The 16,995-nt window shown below is 36.2% G+C and carries 15 protein-coding genes and 1 pseudogene; 2 read left to right on the plus strand and 14 right to left on the minus strand.

The window, feature by feature from the left end; genetic code table 11:
- Positions 1–228: 228 nt before the first annotated feature.
- The 9 genes from rpiB to prfA all read right to left on the minus strand — a co-directional run bounded on the left by rpiB (position 229) and on the right by prfA (position 8,777).
- Entirely contained in the window at positions 229–669 is a 441-nt protein-coding gene (gene rpiB / locus BN1066_RS05855; RefSeq protein ID WP_077318519.1) for a ribose 5-phosphate isomerase B, read from the minus strand.
- 365 nt (positions 670–1,034) lie between these two features.
- Positions 1,035–2,330, minus strand: coding sequence for a methyl-accepting chemotaxis protein (locus tag BN1066_RS05860; protein WP_077318520.1), 1,296 nt, complete (start codon positions 2,328–2,330; stop codon positions 1,035–1,037).
- Positions 2,331–2,344: 14 nt separating this feature from the next.
- The gene (locus BN1066_RS05865; protein WP_077318521.1) at positions 2,345–2,950 is read right to left on the minus strand and encodes a low molecular weight protein arginine phosphatase; all 606 of its coding nucleotides are present in this window, start codon (positions 2,948–2,950) and stop codon (positions 2,345–2,347) included.
- Positions 2,951–3,382: 432 nt separating this feature from the next.
- A complete protein-coding gene (locus BN1066_RS05870) occupies positions 3,383–3,931 on the minus strand; it encodes a manganese efflux pump MntP (RefSeq protein ID WP_077318522.1) in 549 nt (182 codons plus the stop codon).
- Positions 3,932–4,180: 249 nt separating this feature from the next.
- Positions 4,181–5,206, minus strand: a complete 1,026-nt coding sequence (locus BN1066_RS05875) for an L-threonylcarbamoyladenylate synthase (protein ID WP_077318523.1) — start codon at positions 5,204–5,206, stop codon at positions 4,181–4,183.
- Between the two features lie 481 nt (positions 5,207–5,687).
- Positions 5,688–6,089 (minus strand): GNAT family N-acetyltransferase, encoded by a 402-nt coding sequence (locus BN1066_RS05880; protein ID WP_077318524.1) that lies wholly within the window; start codon positions 6,087–6,089, stop codon positions 5,688–5,690.
- Positions 6,090–6,159: 70 nt separating this feature from the next.
- Positions 6,160–6,771, minus strand: coding sequence for a stage II sporulation protein R (gene spoIIR / locus BN1066_RS05885; protein ID WP_077318525.1), 612 nt, complete (start codon positions 6,769–6,771; stop codon positions 6,160–6,162).
- 70 nt (positions 6,772–6,841) lie between these two features.
- Entirely contained in the window at positions 6,842–7,693 is an 852-nt protein-coding gene (gene prmC / locus BN1066_RS05890; protein ID WP_245799709.1) for a peptide chain release factor N(5)-glutamine methyltransferase, read from the minus strand.
- Positions 7,694–7,706: 13 nt separating this feature from the next.
- Entirely contained in the window at positions 7,707–8,777 is a 1,071-nt protein-coding gene (gene prfA, locus BN1066_RS05895) for a peptide chain release factor 1 (protein ID WP_077318526.1), read from the minus strand.
- Positions 8,778–9,660: 883 nt separating this feature from the next.
- On the opposite strand from prfA, the gene BN1066_RS05900 reads away from it, so the two are divergent.
- A complete protein-coding gene (locus tag BN1066_RS05900) occupies positions 9,661–10,095 on the plus strand; it encodes a DUF4183 domain-containing protein (protein WP_245799710.1) in 435 nt (144 codons plus the stop codon).
- Between the two features lie 186 nt (positions 10,096–10,281).
- Positions 10,282–10,566, plus strand: a complete 285-nt coding sequence (locus BN1066_RS05905; protein WP_077318527.1) for a DUF4183 domain-containing protein — start codon at positions 10,282–10,284, stop codon at positions 10,564–10,566.
- 168 nt (positions 10,567–10,734) lie between these two features.
- On the opposite strand, the pseudogene BN1066_RS20650 reads toward BN1066_RS05905, so the two are convergent.
- The 5 genes and pseudogenes from BN1066_RS20650 to glpX form a co-directional block, all read right to left on the minus strand.
- Positions 10,735–11,095, minus strand: a pseudogene (locus BN1066_RS20650) (transposase); the annotation flags it as partial.
- A 178-nt stretch (positions 11,096–11,273) separates the two neighbouring features.
- Positions 11,274–11,894: a thymidine kinase gene (locus BN1066_RS05915; RefSeq protein WP_077318528.1), complete on the minus strand. Its 621-nt coding sequence runs from the start codon at positions 11,892–11,894 to the stop codon at positions 11,274–11,276.
- A gap of 410 nt (positions 11,895–12,304) precedes the next feature.
- On the minus strand, positions 12,305–12,550 hold the full coding sequence (locus BN1066_RS05920) for a type B 50S ribosomal protein L31 (RefSeq protein ID WP_077318529.1): 246 nt from the start codon (positions 12,548–12,550) through the stop codon (positions 12,305–12,307).
- Between the two features lie 244 nt (positions 12,551–12,794).
- The gene (gene rho / locus BN1066_RS05925; protein ID WP_077318530.1) at positions 12,795–14,078 is read right to left on the minus strand and encodes a transcription termination factor Rho; all 1,284 of its coding nucleotides are present in this window, start codon (positions 14,076–14,078) and stop codon (positions 12,795–12,797) included.
- Positions 14,079–15,483: 1,405 nt separating this feature from the next.
- Entirely contained in the window at positions 15,484–16,449 is a 966-nt protein-coding gene (gene glpX, locus BN1066_RS05930) for a class II fructose-bisphosphatase (RefSeq protein ID WP_077318531.1), read from the minus strand.
- Positions 16,450–16,995 lie beyond the last annotated feature (546 nt).

Here is a 16,995-nt window from a genome sequence, read left to right on the forward strand (position 1 = left end):
GCGGGATAAATGAAACTTAGCAGCTTTATATAAGGAGTTAACGCTACTTGGCTCTCTTTGGAATGGGAAATACTTAATTTCAAGGTGGTTCACATTAAAAATGAAAAACAAATTTCTACAAACGTAAGCATAGCTTAAAAATTAAATTAGTTGACGTAAAATTTTCTAGCGCAAAAGTATAGCTGGTTTAATAACTCTATTGAACAAGCACTTTTATTGGTTTGTATGTTAACTATCCTCATATTTGATTATTTTATTAATTCGATTTTCATGCCGACCACCATCAAACGCCGTTTCTAACCAAACTTTTACTATTTCCCGAGCTAACCCAGGCCCTATAACCCGTTCTCCCAATGCGATCACATTGGAATCATTATGCTGTCGAGTTAATTTTGCACTATATACATCATGCGTTAACGCACAACGAATACCTTTGACTTTGTTTGCCGCAATAGACATTCCTATTCCAGTTCCACAAATAAAAATCCCACGATCAAATTCTCCATTAGCAATTCGTTCTGCAGCCGGTAATGCATAATCCGGATAGTCAACTGACTCTTCACAACTGCAACCAGTATCTTCAAATTCAATATTCATTTCCTTTAATAATTCCTTGATCTCGTTTCTAATTGTCATTCCTGCATGGTCAGCCGTAATAATTACTTTCATTTGAATTAACTCCTTTTCTTATGGTTGAACTATTTTTCTCTGGTTTTACTTCTTATCCAGAAGATAAAGTGAAACTTCATTCAGCAGGAATTTTCTTCCATATCCTACTGAATGTTAGTACCGCAAGGGTATGACCTAAAGGCCCTTAAACGAATCGGGCATTTAGGTGCCGTTTTCTCCCACTTAGACCCTTTTGTACCAACTAAGGCTCTTGAAGTGGGGGGCTTACGGCACCTTACATGCGGGATAAAAGCTTCTAAGTCCACTTTATCACGCATCAAAGATACCGTACACCCCAGAATTCTATCTAGAATTAACGGTATCTAAATGCCCACTTGGTTCTATTAACATTCCGTCGGAGAATTTCACTTTACTTTAAATTGATTGATTTGTTGATTTAGAATACTTGCTTGTTCTTCTAATTCATGCGCCAGCTCATCAACCCTTTCAATCGTTGATGCTTGTTCGTGAATGGAGGCATTAACTTCCTCCGCACCAGCTGACGTTTCCTCAGCAACAGCTGCAACCTCCTGAGATTGTTTTACCGTTTCTTGAATTGCTTGAAGCTGTCGATCAACTAAATTAGTAATCCGACCAATTTCTGTAGCCACATCTTCCACAGATCCAGACATTTCGGCAATGACAGTATTTGTCTTCTTCCCATTATCGGCTTCTTGTTTAGCATAGGATACGTTATCATCTATTTTATTTACTACAGCAGCAACGTCTTCTTGAATAGCAGTAATCAATCCAGAAATTCGTTGTACAGCCTGAGCACTTTGATCTGCTAATTTACGAATTTCATCCGCTACAACTGCAAACCCTTTACCATGCTCACCAGCACGTGCTGCTTCAATTGAAGCGTTTAATGCTAATAAATTTGTTTGTTCAGCAATTTCTCCAACCATCGTAATAATTGTCTCTACTTGCAAAGCATTTTCTTTTAAATGATCTACATCTTTTAAAGATGCTTCTTGTTCATTCGCTAGTTTTTGTATTCCATCTACTAATTGATTAACAGATTGCTTGCTATCTTCCAAAATCTCCAGCATAGCATTGGATTTATTCTTGGAATCAGCTGCTTTTCGTTGGACTTCTTCTGCAAGCTCTGTAGCGAGTTCCACTGCTTCTGCTGTATTTTGAATTGCTTCTGAAGCACTTTCAGCTCCCTTGGAAATTTCATCTGCTGAAGAGCGAATTGAAAGTGAGTGCTGGTTTGCCTGTTCAGAAGCCTCCCGAATATGAATAACTGATGTATTCGTGGTTTCAAAGTGTTTGTCTATATTATGTACGATATCGGTTAGATTTTTAAGCATTTTATCAAAAGATATTGCTAATGCTTTAATTTCATCATCCGACTTCGAAATTTCAATGACTTGTTTTAAGTTTCCTTTAGCAGCCTCAGATGCAGCAGCTTCTAATTTTTCAAGCGGCTTGACAATAAATCTTGCTGCAAAAAAGGCTAAAATGCCTGACCAAATAATTCCCAATATAAAAGTTGTTATTGTAAAAAAATGTTCAGAAACATCCATAAAATCTTTTACATAGTCATAAACAACATAAATGAATATAGCGCTTACTGAATACGTTACCAAAGCTAAAGTAGTCGTAAATAATACCAGCTTCAACCGTAAACTGAACCGATACTTCTTTGTCTCCATAAAACTTCCCCCACCTATTTCGAGATTTTTTTTCGTAATAGGTCAATATAATTATCCAATTCCTCCAACGTATTCTTATATACACGCAAATCACCGCCGAAAGGATCTGAGATGTCATAATTTATTAAGTTTGCTTCCAATCGTCTAATATTTTCTATTTCTTCTGCAAGATGTTCTTGTATTTGTTGGTCTAGCAAAGAATTGTCTAATTTATGCTGATTTTTCTGGATAAATATCGACCTTTTTTCCTCATAATCCGCATATGCCTTCTTCAATTGCTCCCATACTTTTTTATCGGCTTCTAATACATATTCTTTAAAAGTGTAATACTTTTCTTGAAAGTTGGGGTACTCCATAATTAATGACTGTTTATGTTGAGTCGTCATGGTTAATACAATATCTGCCCAATTAAGCAATTCTTGCGTAACTGGTTGGGAACGATGATCAAGCTCGATTCCTTTCTCTTTGAGAGCTTCAATTGCTTTGGGACTGGCTTGTTGATTTTCGACGGCAAAAACACCAGCTGATTTCACCTCTATATTTAAGATTTTATGCTTTGCTAAGGCTTCAGCCATAGGGCTTCGGCACGTATTACCTGTACATACAAATAACAACTTCATTGCAGCCGGTACCTCCAATTAAAAATTTTTCGTGCTAATATGACAAAAATAGTTCCCATTCTTTTGTCGTTACGTTTTTCACAATAGAACATATTAATTTTGAAGCATATTTCCAACACCAAAATACATACGTTCTATTGTTAATCCTTGTAACACATCTTCTATTCTTATTTAAGAGACGTTACTCTCCTACTAATATACCATATCCATACAGTTCTTTCATGGTTAAGCAAAAAACTCCTCATCTGTCTATCCAATTGAAGAACGGATGTGGAGGGATATGTATTGTCTATCCTTATTCATAATTTAAACAATTATGCTTGCTTTTTATTTAGCTAGTAATTAAATATTAAATGAGGATATATTTTAAACTGATCATTTCTAAATAATGTTTAAACTATTGACCAACTAAGAGATCCCTGTTATAAACAGCTAACCAAATAGGAGACGCATGCCAAATGCGATTAAAATACTCCCACCTAATAATTCACTATACACTCCTAAATATCCATGAACTTTTTTTCCGATTAGCATGCCTATCCAAGAAAGTACTGCGCTTATCATTCCAAATAAAATGAGGGAAAAAGCTGTTTTAATCCCTGAGATACCGAGACTCAATCCAACTGAAAAGCTATCGACGCTTAAGCTTAATGCCAATAAAAATAAACCCGTTCCTATCGGTTGAATGATCTTTATCTGGTCGCTAAATGCAGAAAAAAACATTTGCGCCCCAATCCCTATTAACAAAAATGCTCCAACAACGGTTGTCAAATGCCCGATTTGCTCAGAAATCAGCTTGCCAAATACAATTCCAATAAACGGCATCATAATATGAAATATACCTATAACAGTACCGATAAGAGCTATCCGCTTTAATCGGAGCCGTTGCATACCTAGTCCCAGACTAACGGAAAAAGCATCTAATCCAAGTGCAAATGCTATAAACAATAAAGCAGTTATTTCTCCAATATAACCTGACATTACAATCCTCCTTGGACATGCTTATAAACTATATGTGTGCCCAAGAAAAAATATGTACAACCTGGTTAAGTTTCACTTCATTTCATTTGATTTTTGAAACAAAAATAGATTAATTATGCTTATCCCTAAAATAGATACGTTAGGTCAATTTCTAACACTCTTTCCCTGGATTTAAACATAAATAAACACCTCAAACATACTAATGTTAGTAATGTTTGAGGTGCAATACACAAAATGCGCTAGTGTGTATTATACGTGAATATGGTTGCTCGCTGCTTTCGTCAACCGATTCATGACAGCTTGTCCAATGCCCCGTTCTGAAAAAGATTGACAAACGATAACATCTACATCCTCTCGTTTAAAGGTTCGTAAAGCGTCATATAAGTTTGTCGCTACTTGCTCTATCGTTTCCCCTAATGAAATGGTTGAGTGGGCATGGATACCATCAATCATTTGAGCAGTACCCATCAACCCAACTCGTTTACCTTCAGCTTGAAGTTGATCAATCGTTTGTTTAATGTTTTGCTTTCCTCCATTAACAATCCATAAAGGTACTTCTGGAGAATAATGCCGATATTTCATACCAGGAGCTTTTGGTTTTTCTGTTTTAACAGCTAATCCTGGATCTACCATTACCGATCCAGCTGCTTGTTCTATTTGTTCTTTGGTGATCCCTCCCGGTCTTAAAATAATAGGAATACTATTTGTACAGTCAATCACTGTCGACTCTAGACCAACGCCGGTCGGACCTCCATCTAAAATTCCGGCAATTTTTCCGTTTAAATCTTCCCATACATGTAAAGCAGTAGTAGGGCTCGGTTTTCCAGATATGTTCGCACTTGGAGCTGCAATCGGCAAACCACATGCTGTTAATAATTGTTGAGCAATAGGATGACTCGGTATACGTACTCCAACTGTATTAAGTCCGGCTGTTACATTGGGGGCGCATCGGCCATTACTCGGTAATACAAACGTAATGGGGCCTGGAGTATATAGTTCCATTAACTTATCCACATAATCCGGCCAATCCGTAACAAGTTCCGCTATTTGTGATTTCGATGCAACATGAGTAATTAATGGGTTATCCTGTGGGCGTCCCTTTGCATTAAAAATTTTATTAACAGCTTGTTCATCCGTAGCATTTGCACCCAAACCATAGACCGTTTCCGTTGGAAAAGCAACAGCTTCTCCTTGCTGAAGTAATTTTGCTGCTTGCTGGATAGCCAATTGCTGTTCGTCGGCGTTATTATAGCTATCCCAATATTTTGTTTCCATTATGGCTTTACCTCTTTTCTACTATCATCATTTTAGTAGAACAAGATTATTTACGCAATCATCTTAGTCCAATTCAATCCCAGCAGGAGCAATCATTTTTTCCGATAAGTATCGCATCTAATGGATGTATATTTTCCTTGAATATAGTTTTTACGAAACGATTCTTCATAGATGTATGCTCCTTATAATTAGGGAGTTGGACAGGATTACCATTCCTTAATTATAAGGTTTTCTATATATTTAGTTAGATTTCCATTAATAAAGCCCTGACACTATCTTAAGTTGACCTTTGCTTAAAAAGTTTATGTAACGATAGTAATTTAATATAGAAAACAAAATCTGTGGACAATTACTCAACAGAGATATCCACAGACTTATTATTTTCAATTCGCCTATTACTCCTGCTAATTATATTTATTCACATAATCCACAGGAACCACGATGGTTATCCACAAATTCTGTGGGTAATACTGTGAATATGTTAAGAAACATGGTATAACCACCAATTCCCATTACTTTTATCGTAATTATTCACAGATACTCTCTCTTTTTGTGGATGAAATTGTAGCGCTTCCAGCAAAATATCCACCACCGGCTGATGACTGTGAACATATACACGTTGAGCATGCCTCTGCTTGGCCATTGTTAAAATAGCTTCCAAAAGCACAGGAAGGATCGCCGCTTCGGACTGCGTAATGTAAAGCTGCTTCAACCAATACGTACCTTCCTCAATCTCTTCCAAGGTAAAACAGCCTTCAATATTCCCTCTCATCTCTACTACGTAACCGTATTGGAATAAACTATGTTTGTTCACATTTGGGTTCGTTTGTAAAAATTGCTCTAATTGTTCCTTTGATGCCTTATTTGCCTGAATTAAATTCATTTCTACTCACCTCTATTACGATTTAATAGTCTTTACCGAATTAGTTTATTTTATGCAGGGTTTCTTAAAACTATGACCAGCCTAGCCATTCAAAAAGAAAAAACGTTACTTCAGGTTCTTCTTCTTCGTCTTCCTTCATCTCTTCACGATGTGCATCTTCAGCAGAGACAGCGTTTGTGCCATTAGAAAAGTCGAGAAAACATAACGGTGGAAATAACACACACCACCAATTATCCCCTTTTCCTTCTCCAATCGTGATTAACACTGCTTCATACTCTCCCGCAGGATATACATAAGATCCATAAACTTTTGCTGGAAAGGATACGTTGTTACCATATTTTACTTCAAATTCTTGATTTACCTCGGATTCTTCCAATACTTCTTTAACTATGCTTTCAACTTCAGGAATACGTTGTTCTATTATTTGTCTAGCTTGCTCAATATCTGTAATTTCTTCCACCCATGTTGTAATTTCTTCATTAACCCGATCACGGACAAGACGCTTTAATGTTTGATCTTCTTGATTATCGCTATGAGCTAATATACGTAAGCGAATCGCTTCATCAGGAATGACTTGAAAATCCTCCTTGACGTTCGCATTATCTTTTTGACTAACTACTTGCGCTGGAATACTAAGAAATACTATGAAACATATAAAAACAAAAAATACTAGCTTCTTCATCATTATTTCCTCCTTTGCTATCCATCATTATGGACAAGGGCTGATGATTTTAAACTAGTATTCTTATAAATTATATTTTTACAGCGACAATGCGGTCTTTTCTATTTATATCCTTTAACACTTGCAGATCACCATTTGGATAAGCTTGATGCACTAACTTAGATACCGCTGCAGCCTGACGATGACCGATTTCAAAAGCGATAAATGAAGGCGGTGTAGGCATTTCCTTTGTTTGGTTTATTATTTGTTGATACGCAGCTAATCCCTCATTCTTAGCAAACAGAGCAAGCTTTGGATCAAAATTTTTTACCGTATCTGTCAACAAACTAGCTTCCGTTTGTGCAATATATGGCGGGTTAGAAACTATAATATCTGCTTGAATATCATTTTTGTGTACTGGCTCTAAAAAGTCTCCCATTAAAAATTGGACAGAAGCTTGATGTTTTTTTGCATTCTCTCTGGCTACAGTTAAAGCAAACTTTGAAATATCAGTAGCATAGACGTTTACATTCTTTAGTTCCAAAGCGAGGGTGATTGCAATCACCCCGCTTCCTGTTCCAATATCAACAATTGTAAGTGCCTGATTTTCAAACTGCTTCTTTACTGTTTGAATGACGTAATGAACCAGTTCTTCTGTCTCTGGTCTCGGGATAAGTACATGCTTATTAACTTTATATTTTCGTCCGTAAAATGAAGCATAACCCATAATATGCTGAACAGGTATTCCCATTTCAGCATGCTGCTGAATAGCCCTTTTATACTTCTCTAACACTTCCTCTGAAACCGGTTCTTGCATGTTCATATAAAAAGCTGATGATGATACTTGTAAAAAATGCTCTAAAAGAATTTCTGCTACCCGTTCTTCTCGTTGATGTTTCTTTAAAAAAAGGGAAGCCCATTGAAGGACTTCATATTGCTTCATTACTTTCATCCTTTTATTCACCGATTTGCTCCAGCTTCTTTGTTTGATCTTCCATAATTAACGCATCAATAATTTCATCTAATTTGCCTTCTAAAATTTGATCAAGCTTTTGAATGGTAAGACCAATCCGGTGATCTGTCACACGATTTTGCGGAAAATTATACGTGCGAATACGCTCAGAGCGGTCTCCTGTTCCAACTGCAGATTTACGATTTTCATCATATTCTGCTTGTGCTTCTTGTTGGTACATATCATAAATGCGAGCTCGTAAAACCTTCATTGCTTTCTCTTTATTTTTTATCTGTGACTTCTCATCTTGGATAGAAACAACAATGCCTGTTGGAAGATGTGTTAAACGAACAGCAGACATCGTTGTATTAACACTTTGTCCTCCTGGTCCGCTAGAGGCAAATGTATCAACGCGAATGTCTTTTTCATGAATTTCCACTTCAACTTCTTCGGCTTCAGGAAGTACAGCTACCGTCGCTGTTGACGTATGAATACGTCCTCCTGATTCTGTTTCTGGAACCCGTTGCACGCGATGTGCACCATTTTCATATTTAAGGCGTGAATAAGCACCTTTTCCGTTAATCATAAAGATAATTTCCTTATATCCACCAACGCCTGTCGAATGGACTTCCATTACCTCTGTTTTCCACCCGTTACTTTCGGCATAACGATTATACATACGATATAAATCACCAGCAAATAACGCAGCCTCATCTCCACCTGCTGCACCGCGTATTTCCATAAAGACGTTTTTATCATCATTGGGATCTTTGGGTAATAATAAAATCTTCAGCCTTTCCTCTAAGACTTCTTTCCTCTCAGTAAGATCAGCAATTTCCAGCTTCACCATTTCTGCCATTTCTTCATCCAGCTGTTCTTCTTGCATCTCTTTCGCATCTTTTAACTCTTGCATCACATCTTTATATTCACGATATACTTGAACAACATCCTCTAGTCCAGCCTGTTCCTTTGAATATTCTCGGAGTTTTGTTGAATCGCTAATTACTTCCGGATCACTTAACAACTCATTTAATTTATTATAACGATCTTCTAACGATTGTAAACGTTCTAACATCACGGTCACCTCTTTCTGATTAACAGTATAATTATAGTATACTCCCGTTTCAAGGTCAAAATCGATGTGTATAAGAATGTTGAAAAACGAATGGCATGGTTTATTATTTGAAAAGACATGAAAGCCCATCGCTTGTAGCTAAAGTAAGCGCTAAATATCTAGCGTTATTACATATAATTAACCAACAACACATACACCGTTTACTCATCGCAGAAAGCGGTTCGAAGTTTACTTCAGCTCAAGGAGAATAAGCTAGACACAAAAGCTCAGGCGCTTGTTACCGATAATGTCGTAAAAAGCAAGAACTTGATCTTCAAGGGTACAAAGTCAATCATAAAGTATAGCGAATTATGAAGGAATTAGGTTGAAAAGCTTGGTACGAATGACAGAAATATCGCTCTTATAAAGGGAGGCAGGAATAGTTGCATCTAATATTCTAGAGCATAATTTTAAGGCAGATATGCTAAATTGGAAGTGGGTACTGATATAATGGCTTACTACAACAACAAAAGAATAAAGACAAAATTAAAAGGCATGGGGTCCAGTTCAATATCGTACACTCTCCAACAGGTTGCTTAATGTTTAAATCAGTTGTTAATTGTAAGGCTGGTATTCGTATAGGCAAGAAAGATGTTTTTTGCAAAAAATCTTTAAATTCCTTTGAGGGCAAAGAGAGTCTTGGTTAAGACTTAACGTAAACATATAGAAATAACAATTGATGAATCATCCAATTAAATATAAACCCTTCTCTAATTTAATTTATTTACACTTTCTTAATTAACTGCTTACAGGATAGACGTCGTTCCCTTTTATTTTAATTTGAATACGTTAATAAAGAAAAACTAGGCCTGAAAAATTAACACAAGGGGAAGGGGGTACAATTGTGATTATAAAAAAGACAAAATGTAAACGGTCTCCTGATAATTGTTATAATACCCTTAAATGTTGCAGAAAAAAGCAGCCGACTTCCAATTGCTGTAAATGCAACATAAAAATCATCAATGATATTAACTACTGTCCGCCCTCACCTCCTCCACCGTCTGAAATTCTAAAAACAGATGTTTTTCAATACACAACGATATCCGATGGAGTAAAGACAGTATATACAAACCAAGATAAAGTGCCACAATACAGTACTTCAGATATTTTAAATCCCAATGATGTATCTTATATCAATCTGTTTATTAATGGAATCTTACAACCTGCTATCGTCTATAATGTTCAACCAGGGAGTCTTCAACTTCTTGTCGGGCAAAGCGACATCCCACGAAAAGGGGTCCCGATTATTTTGCAATTCATCAAAATTCTTTCAAATTAGCCAATGAAGAGTGCTTAAAGAGTATAAAGAACCATTTTAACAAGAATCCTTTCATTTTTAGGTTAACGTAGCGTCAAGAAAAATTGAAAAGAATATTGTAAGTATCAAGGAGTTTTATCGAGAGTCTATTTATTCATAAGACTTTAAAAATAATACGCTTCTAAAAAAATGAAAGGTGGTATATAGATGGCAATTATTAAACAATTTATGACTGCAGAAAGATTTAGTGCGACAATTGGAGATGGGACAGGTACCGGCGCCGGATTTACTATTCCTGCAACAGCTTTTACAGATGATACTGGAGGAGCTGCTACAGCATTTCCAACTTCACCTGCATACTACAACCTTTACCTCAACGGCGTACTTCAAACAGGTGACACTTCGACACTTACTACGACTGAAATAACGATCCCAGATGGTGATACACTGAACCCCGGCGTTCCAGTAATTGTCGAATGCGTTATGAACTAACTTCGAAATATAAGAAGCTGAGACAAAAGAGTTTTAGATGAAGAAAAATCCGAACTTTTATTAAAATTCTTCAAATAGAAATTAAATTAGTTCGGATTTTTCCTATGTATAAAGATTTAAACTATCTCTTAATTTATGTGCTGTTTCATTTTCTTGGACATATTTTCAAATCGTTGCTTCATTCAGTCCAACCGTACTTACATAATATTTTTCCACTCAAAAATGTTATTGCCAAACTTATAATTTAGGTTTGCATGCTTATATATCATATGTGCGGATTGTGCACTTTTACCTTCTAAAGATCCTAAAAACTTAAAACAGATATTTTCGGCAGAATACGAATACGTACTAAACATATGCACATGATCGGGCTCGATTATCTCTACTCCTTTATATTGACATTCGTAGCATTTCACCTATACTTTTTCAATATTGCTTATAATTTATTTTTTGTCAATACTTGAAGGAACACAATATGGTATTTACAGAACCCAATTTTATGTGTCAAACTAATAGTTTTATTTACCAATTCACTCACTTCCCTTCCTATTTTTAGAGGCTTAAAAAATCTCTATTATAAGAAGAAAGTGAGTTTTTATTTGGTAGAACCATTTGTTATCCAACCGCATAATTTCTATTTCGCATGCTGCAGCGAACTCAACTGAATAAAGTCTTAATAACAGGAAAAAGACGCTTCGATAGCGCCTTTATGGATTAAGCTTGGACAATTTTTCAGCTATGATATAGTTTGGTTTATCAGGAACCTCATGATGATGCCGACATCTTGGCTCATAGGATTCAGAAGCGCCAACCAGAATGACCGGATCATGATAAGAGGCAGGTTTACCATCTATTAAACGCTGTGTTCTGCTTGCAGGAGATCCACAAATTGGGCAAATTGCGTTTAATTTAGTGACAGATTCACTTAAAGCCATTAGCTTCGGCATTGGACCAAATGGTTCACCACGAAAATCCGAATCTAAACCGGCAACGATAACACGTATCCCTTTATTCGCCAATTGTTCAACAATTGTAATAATAGATTCACTAAAAAACTGGGCTTCATCTATCCCAACGATATCTACTTTTTCGTCTATATGTTCCATTAGTTCTGCTATATCTTTAATCGGTCTAGCAATTAGTGAAGCACCGTTATGAGAAACAACAGCATCCTTTTCATAACGATTATCAATAGCCGGTTTAAATACCCGAACTACCAGGTTAGCATATGTAGCACGTCTCACACGACGTATCAATTCCTCAGATTTCCCAGAAAACATACTACCGCAAATCACTTCCACCCAGCCACTTTGTTTCATCACATACATGCTCTATGCCCTCTCTTTCAATCATTTCTAAAATTGTTTACCCGCATCTGATCTATTTATAACTACGAGAAGGTACAAAACCTTTAAATTTATACTTCTAAAAAAGAACGGTTTCACATATTTTACAAGGCAAAACTTTAATCTAGCCGAGACTGACTTTTATCTCCCGCTGTTTGTTAGCCTTAGTCAATTAGACATATCAGTTCTTCTACCTATTAACGTGTCCATTTAATTTATGTTAATCCTAAAACAGAAGCTAGATAAGACGAAATGTCATAGAAAAATTACCTGCAATGACAAGATTTATCGTTTCATAAACAATAAAAACTAAAAAACAGGCAAAGATGCGACATTTTGCCTGTTTTATACGTTATTGTAAAATCTTTTGTAGTAGAATCTTTCTCTTCCACTTACTTCATATTATATTTCTTCTTGAAGCGATCTACACGTCCACCTACTTTATCAGCTTTTTGCTTACCAGTGTAGAATGGATGTGAAGCTGAACTAATCTCCACACGAATTAATGGATACGTATTTCCGTCTTCCCATTCAATCGTTTCATTTGAAGATTTGGTAGAACCACTCAAGAATTTAAAGTCAGAACTTGTATCAAGAAATACTACTTTTCTGTACTCTGGATGAATATCTTTTTTCATGTCTTTCCACTCCTTTTTGCCCTGAATCCATTAGAAACAGAGTTATTGCAAGAGCCGTCACAGGTATAATACCTTATCTAAACTCACATAAAAAGATTATAACAGGATGATTCATGGAATGCAATAGTATGTTTTACCTTTATCATAACGGTATAGTTATATTAACTTTACCATCTGAGCTGTCAAAGCTATGATGCTCTATTAATAGTCTGATACTATATAAAGAATTTTATTCCAGTTTCGCTTAAGATCGTCTTACTCCACGCCGTTTCATTTCTTCGTCCATCAGTTGAAAAAACTCTTCATTATTTTTTGAACTCTTTAATCTTCTTAAAAATCGTTCTAAGAAGTCGTTGGAATCTTGCATTGTTTTACGAATTGCCCACATCTTATCCAGGTGTGATTTATTGACAAGTAATTCTTCCTTCCTTGTTCCGGAACGCAGAATATCAATAGCCGGAAAAATACGACGCTGTGCCAAATTGCGATCCAAATGCAATTCCATATTTCCGGTCCCTTTAAATTCCTCATAAATAACATCGTCCATTCGAGATCCAGTGTCAATTAATGCAGTAGCTAAAATGGTAAAACTGCCACCTTCTTCAATATTACGTGCAGCTCCAAAAAAACGTTTTGGACGGTGAAAAGCAGCTGGATCAATTCCCCCAGATAATGTGCGGCCACTAGGAGGAATGACAAGGTTATAAGCCCTTGCTAGGCGGGTAATGCTATCCATTAGCACAATAACATCTCGTTTATGCTCTACTAGACGCATTGCTCGTTCTAATACTAATTCAGACACTTTAATATGACTTTCTGGAACTTCATCAAAGGTAGAACTTACTACATCTACATCCGGATGAACTGAGCGTTCAATATCAGTTACTTCCTCTGGACGTTCATCAACTAGCAAAATAATGAGCTTCGCATTTGGATGGTTTTGCGAGATGCTGTTGGCAATCTCTTTTAATAAAGTTGTTTTCCCGGCTTTAGGGGGTGCTACAATCAATCCACGTTGCCCATAACCAACTGGGGTCATCAAATCAATAATTCGGGTTGATAAATTATTTGTTTCTGTCTCCAGCTTCATTAGTCGGTTTGGATATAATGCAGTTAACGCAGGAAAATGAACTCGTTCTTTTGCTGTTTCCGGGTCCTCTCCATTAACAGCATCCACATGGAGTAAACCATAATATCTTTCATTTTCCTTTGGAGGACGTACTTTCCCGGATACTTTATCGCCATTACGTAAGTCAAAACGGCGAATTTGTGAAGCTGAAATGTAAATATCCTCTGCACTCGGTGAATAATTAATTGGACGGAGAAATCCGAAACCTTCGGAAGGAATTATTTCCAAAATCCCATCCATAAATAGATAACCATCTTTTTCTGCCTGTGCTTTTAATATTGCAAAAATAAGTTCTTTTTTCGTTAACTTTGCGTAATAAGAAATTTTATATTCTCTAGCTAATTGGTATATTTCCTTTAATGTTAACGTCTCCAAATGGGAGATAGTTAATCCTGCCATCTAATAATCACCACGCCTATTAAAATATTTTAACTGTAGAGTTCGTTCAAGCAAATCTAGGATACAGGTAACCAATGATTTGAATACTGGGAATTTGAAAAAATACTCATTAAGTAATTTGCTTTTCTAATAAATATTACTTGAGTATGGAACTCTTACTTGTTTATAATCTTTAGAAAACTATGATAAAAACGTTCACGGATCATGAGTATAAATTATTTTCTCTTAGATCTTATTCCACTTAATCATTCGCATGTACGTTCTTGAAAATTATAGTAAGTATCTGCAGATATAAAAAACGTTCCTTTCTATACTATGCCATTTGCATAACGGCTTTCTATAAATTAGAGTTTTCACTTCTTTGTTGGAAGGTCTGTCCTTGCAGAAAAGAAGAAAGATTTAGAAGCTAGATTAGAAGTTCAACAAATTACACACATATATCGTAAACATATACCATAATAACCTTTTACCACTTAAGATTCAACAATATAATGATAAATATTAAAAGAAATTCTATGATTACGATTACTTTAGTATAGCACATCAGGAAAAAATTTTTTAAGAGGGTGTTCAAAAGCCCATAATAAATGACTCATCAAATTACATCAAACATTAAATGGATAAAATTTGACACTGAAGATGAAGATGAGGTAGTGAAATCCTCAGTTAAGAAACGTATTTTTCTGGCTTCAAACAGCTTTTATTAACTTGAACATTGCAAGCGAAACGGCTCCTATTCGTTTAAGTTGACAGGATAAGAAAGACTACGGCAGCGACGCATCGCGGTTTTTCAAGGAGAACTACACTCCTGAAATAAAGTTTCACTTTAAATTCTAAATAGTTGCAATTAGGCGTTCAATTCGTGTTTAATGCTTCTCTCTAGCACATGTTTCTAACTTTATGCACTACTCGAAACTGCAATGCCTCGAACCTAGGCCCACGACTTGCTAGTGTCGGCGTTACAAAAGAGTAAGGAAAGCCGCGACAGCAATCCAGTGCGCAATTTTTGAAAAGCCTTAAGCCGACCTCACCTCTAGTCTCACCTCTTTTTGAACATGCATTACACGTAGACTACAGTAACTTTTCTAGGAATTTATCTTTTTCTCTTAAGAAGAAGTAATACAGGAAATCATTTCTTCCTCATCATAAGTTTAACACTATATACGAAGCTTGCAACCATCCGCTTTAAATTTTTGGTTAGCGCTAAGCCTTTTACGCAGCCGATTGCTAGTTATGCTTATCCGTAAATCCTCAACACTATTACCGTAACCAGCTTATACGAAAGTTTTTTCTTAGGTAAAACTAATAGAAAAGGAAGCCGTTTGTTGGCTTCCTCTCCTTTTATCTATAACGGAGAAAGTATACTTATCATTTATTTGTTACCATTTTTTGATGGTTTCATACATTACTTAATGACAAGATTAGGCTTTTTCTGTAAACTATGCGTACCATCAATAAAACGGACTGTGCCACTTTTTGCTCGCATCACGACAGTTTCCGTTGTTGCTTGCTTGCCTTTGAATTGGACTCCCTTCAATAGTTCACCATCCGTCACACCTGTAGCAGCAAAAATTGCGTCATCACCACTACAAAAATCCTTCATGTACAATACTTTATTTAAATCATCTATACCCATTTTCAAACAACGATCGGTTTGCTCTTGATTGGTTGGAAAAAGTTTCCCTTGCATTTCACCACCAAGGCATTTTAGAGCAACAGCTGCAATGACACCTTCTGGAGCACCACCAATTCCCATTAAAATATCAACGCCTGTTTCATCAAAGGCAGTATTAATTGCTCCTGCTACATCACCATTTGAAATAAGCTTAATGCGAGCACCGGCCTCGCGGATTTCTTCGATTAACTTATGATGACGAGGCCTATCCAATACAGTCACAACTATATCCTCTATTGCCTTATTTTTAGCTTTAGCAACAGCTTCCAAGTTTTCAAAGGTAGAAGCATCAATATCAATTTGACCAACTGCTTCTGGACCAACTGCAATTTTATTCATATACATATCTGGTGCGTGTAATAATGTACCTTTATCTGCTATAGCAATAACAGAAAGGGCATTCCAAGAACCATTTGCCACAATACTTGTTCCTTCTAGTGGGTCAACAGCTACATCAACTCCCGGTCCATTACCGGTTCCCAATTTTTCACCTATATAAAGCATAGGTGCTTCGTCCATTTCTCCTTCACCAATAACAACCGTTCCTTGCATTGGTATTGTATCAAAAACAGCACGCATGGCTGTAGTTGCTGCATCATCAGCTTCTTCTTTTTTTCCTCTACCCATCCAGCGTGCTGATTTTAATGCAGCTGCTTCTGTGACACGTACTAACTCCATCGTTAAACTTCTTTCCATAATAAATCTCTCCCTTTAGTAAAATATCCTCATCCCAAGAAGAAATTTTACAAAGGCTACTGTTGTTGTATTATATCTATTTAAGAGATTATTAGAAAAACTTGGCTTATCGCCAAGTCTTTATGGCGAAAGCTATCGTTTTTCTTATACGATAAAGTGAAACTTCATTCCGTTTTACACGGAATGATAGTACCACAAGGGTATGACCTAAAGGCTCTTGAACCAATCGGGCATTTAGGGGCCGTTTTTCTCATCATGTTTGCAACATCATTAGCACATTTTTTGAAATGAGAAAAATACAGCACCTTACATGCGGGATAAAGCCTAAAGTTTTATACTTTCCTATAGTATTAAAAAAGACCAGATAAAATAATGTGTCCAATTCATCGCTTAGGATGCATTAAACTTTCGTGTAAAAAAGTTAAGACGGCGAAATAGAAATTTTAATTTCCAGAGTATACACATAACTAGATGGTCACTTGTACCTATATGTGGTGCTGGTCAAGTTTTCATTATTGTCTTGTTTTTCTCTATGGCGCTGTATTG

Source organism: Virgibacillus proomii, assembly GCF_900162615.1.
GTDB classification, from domain to species: Bacteria; Bacillota; Bacilli; order Bacillales; family Amphibacillaceae; genus Virgibacillus; species Virgibacillus proomii.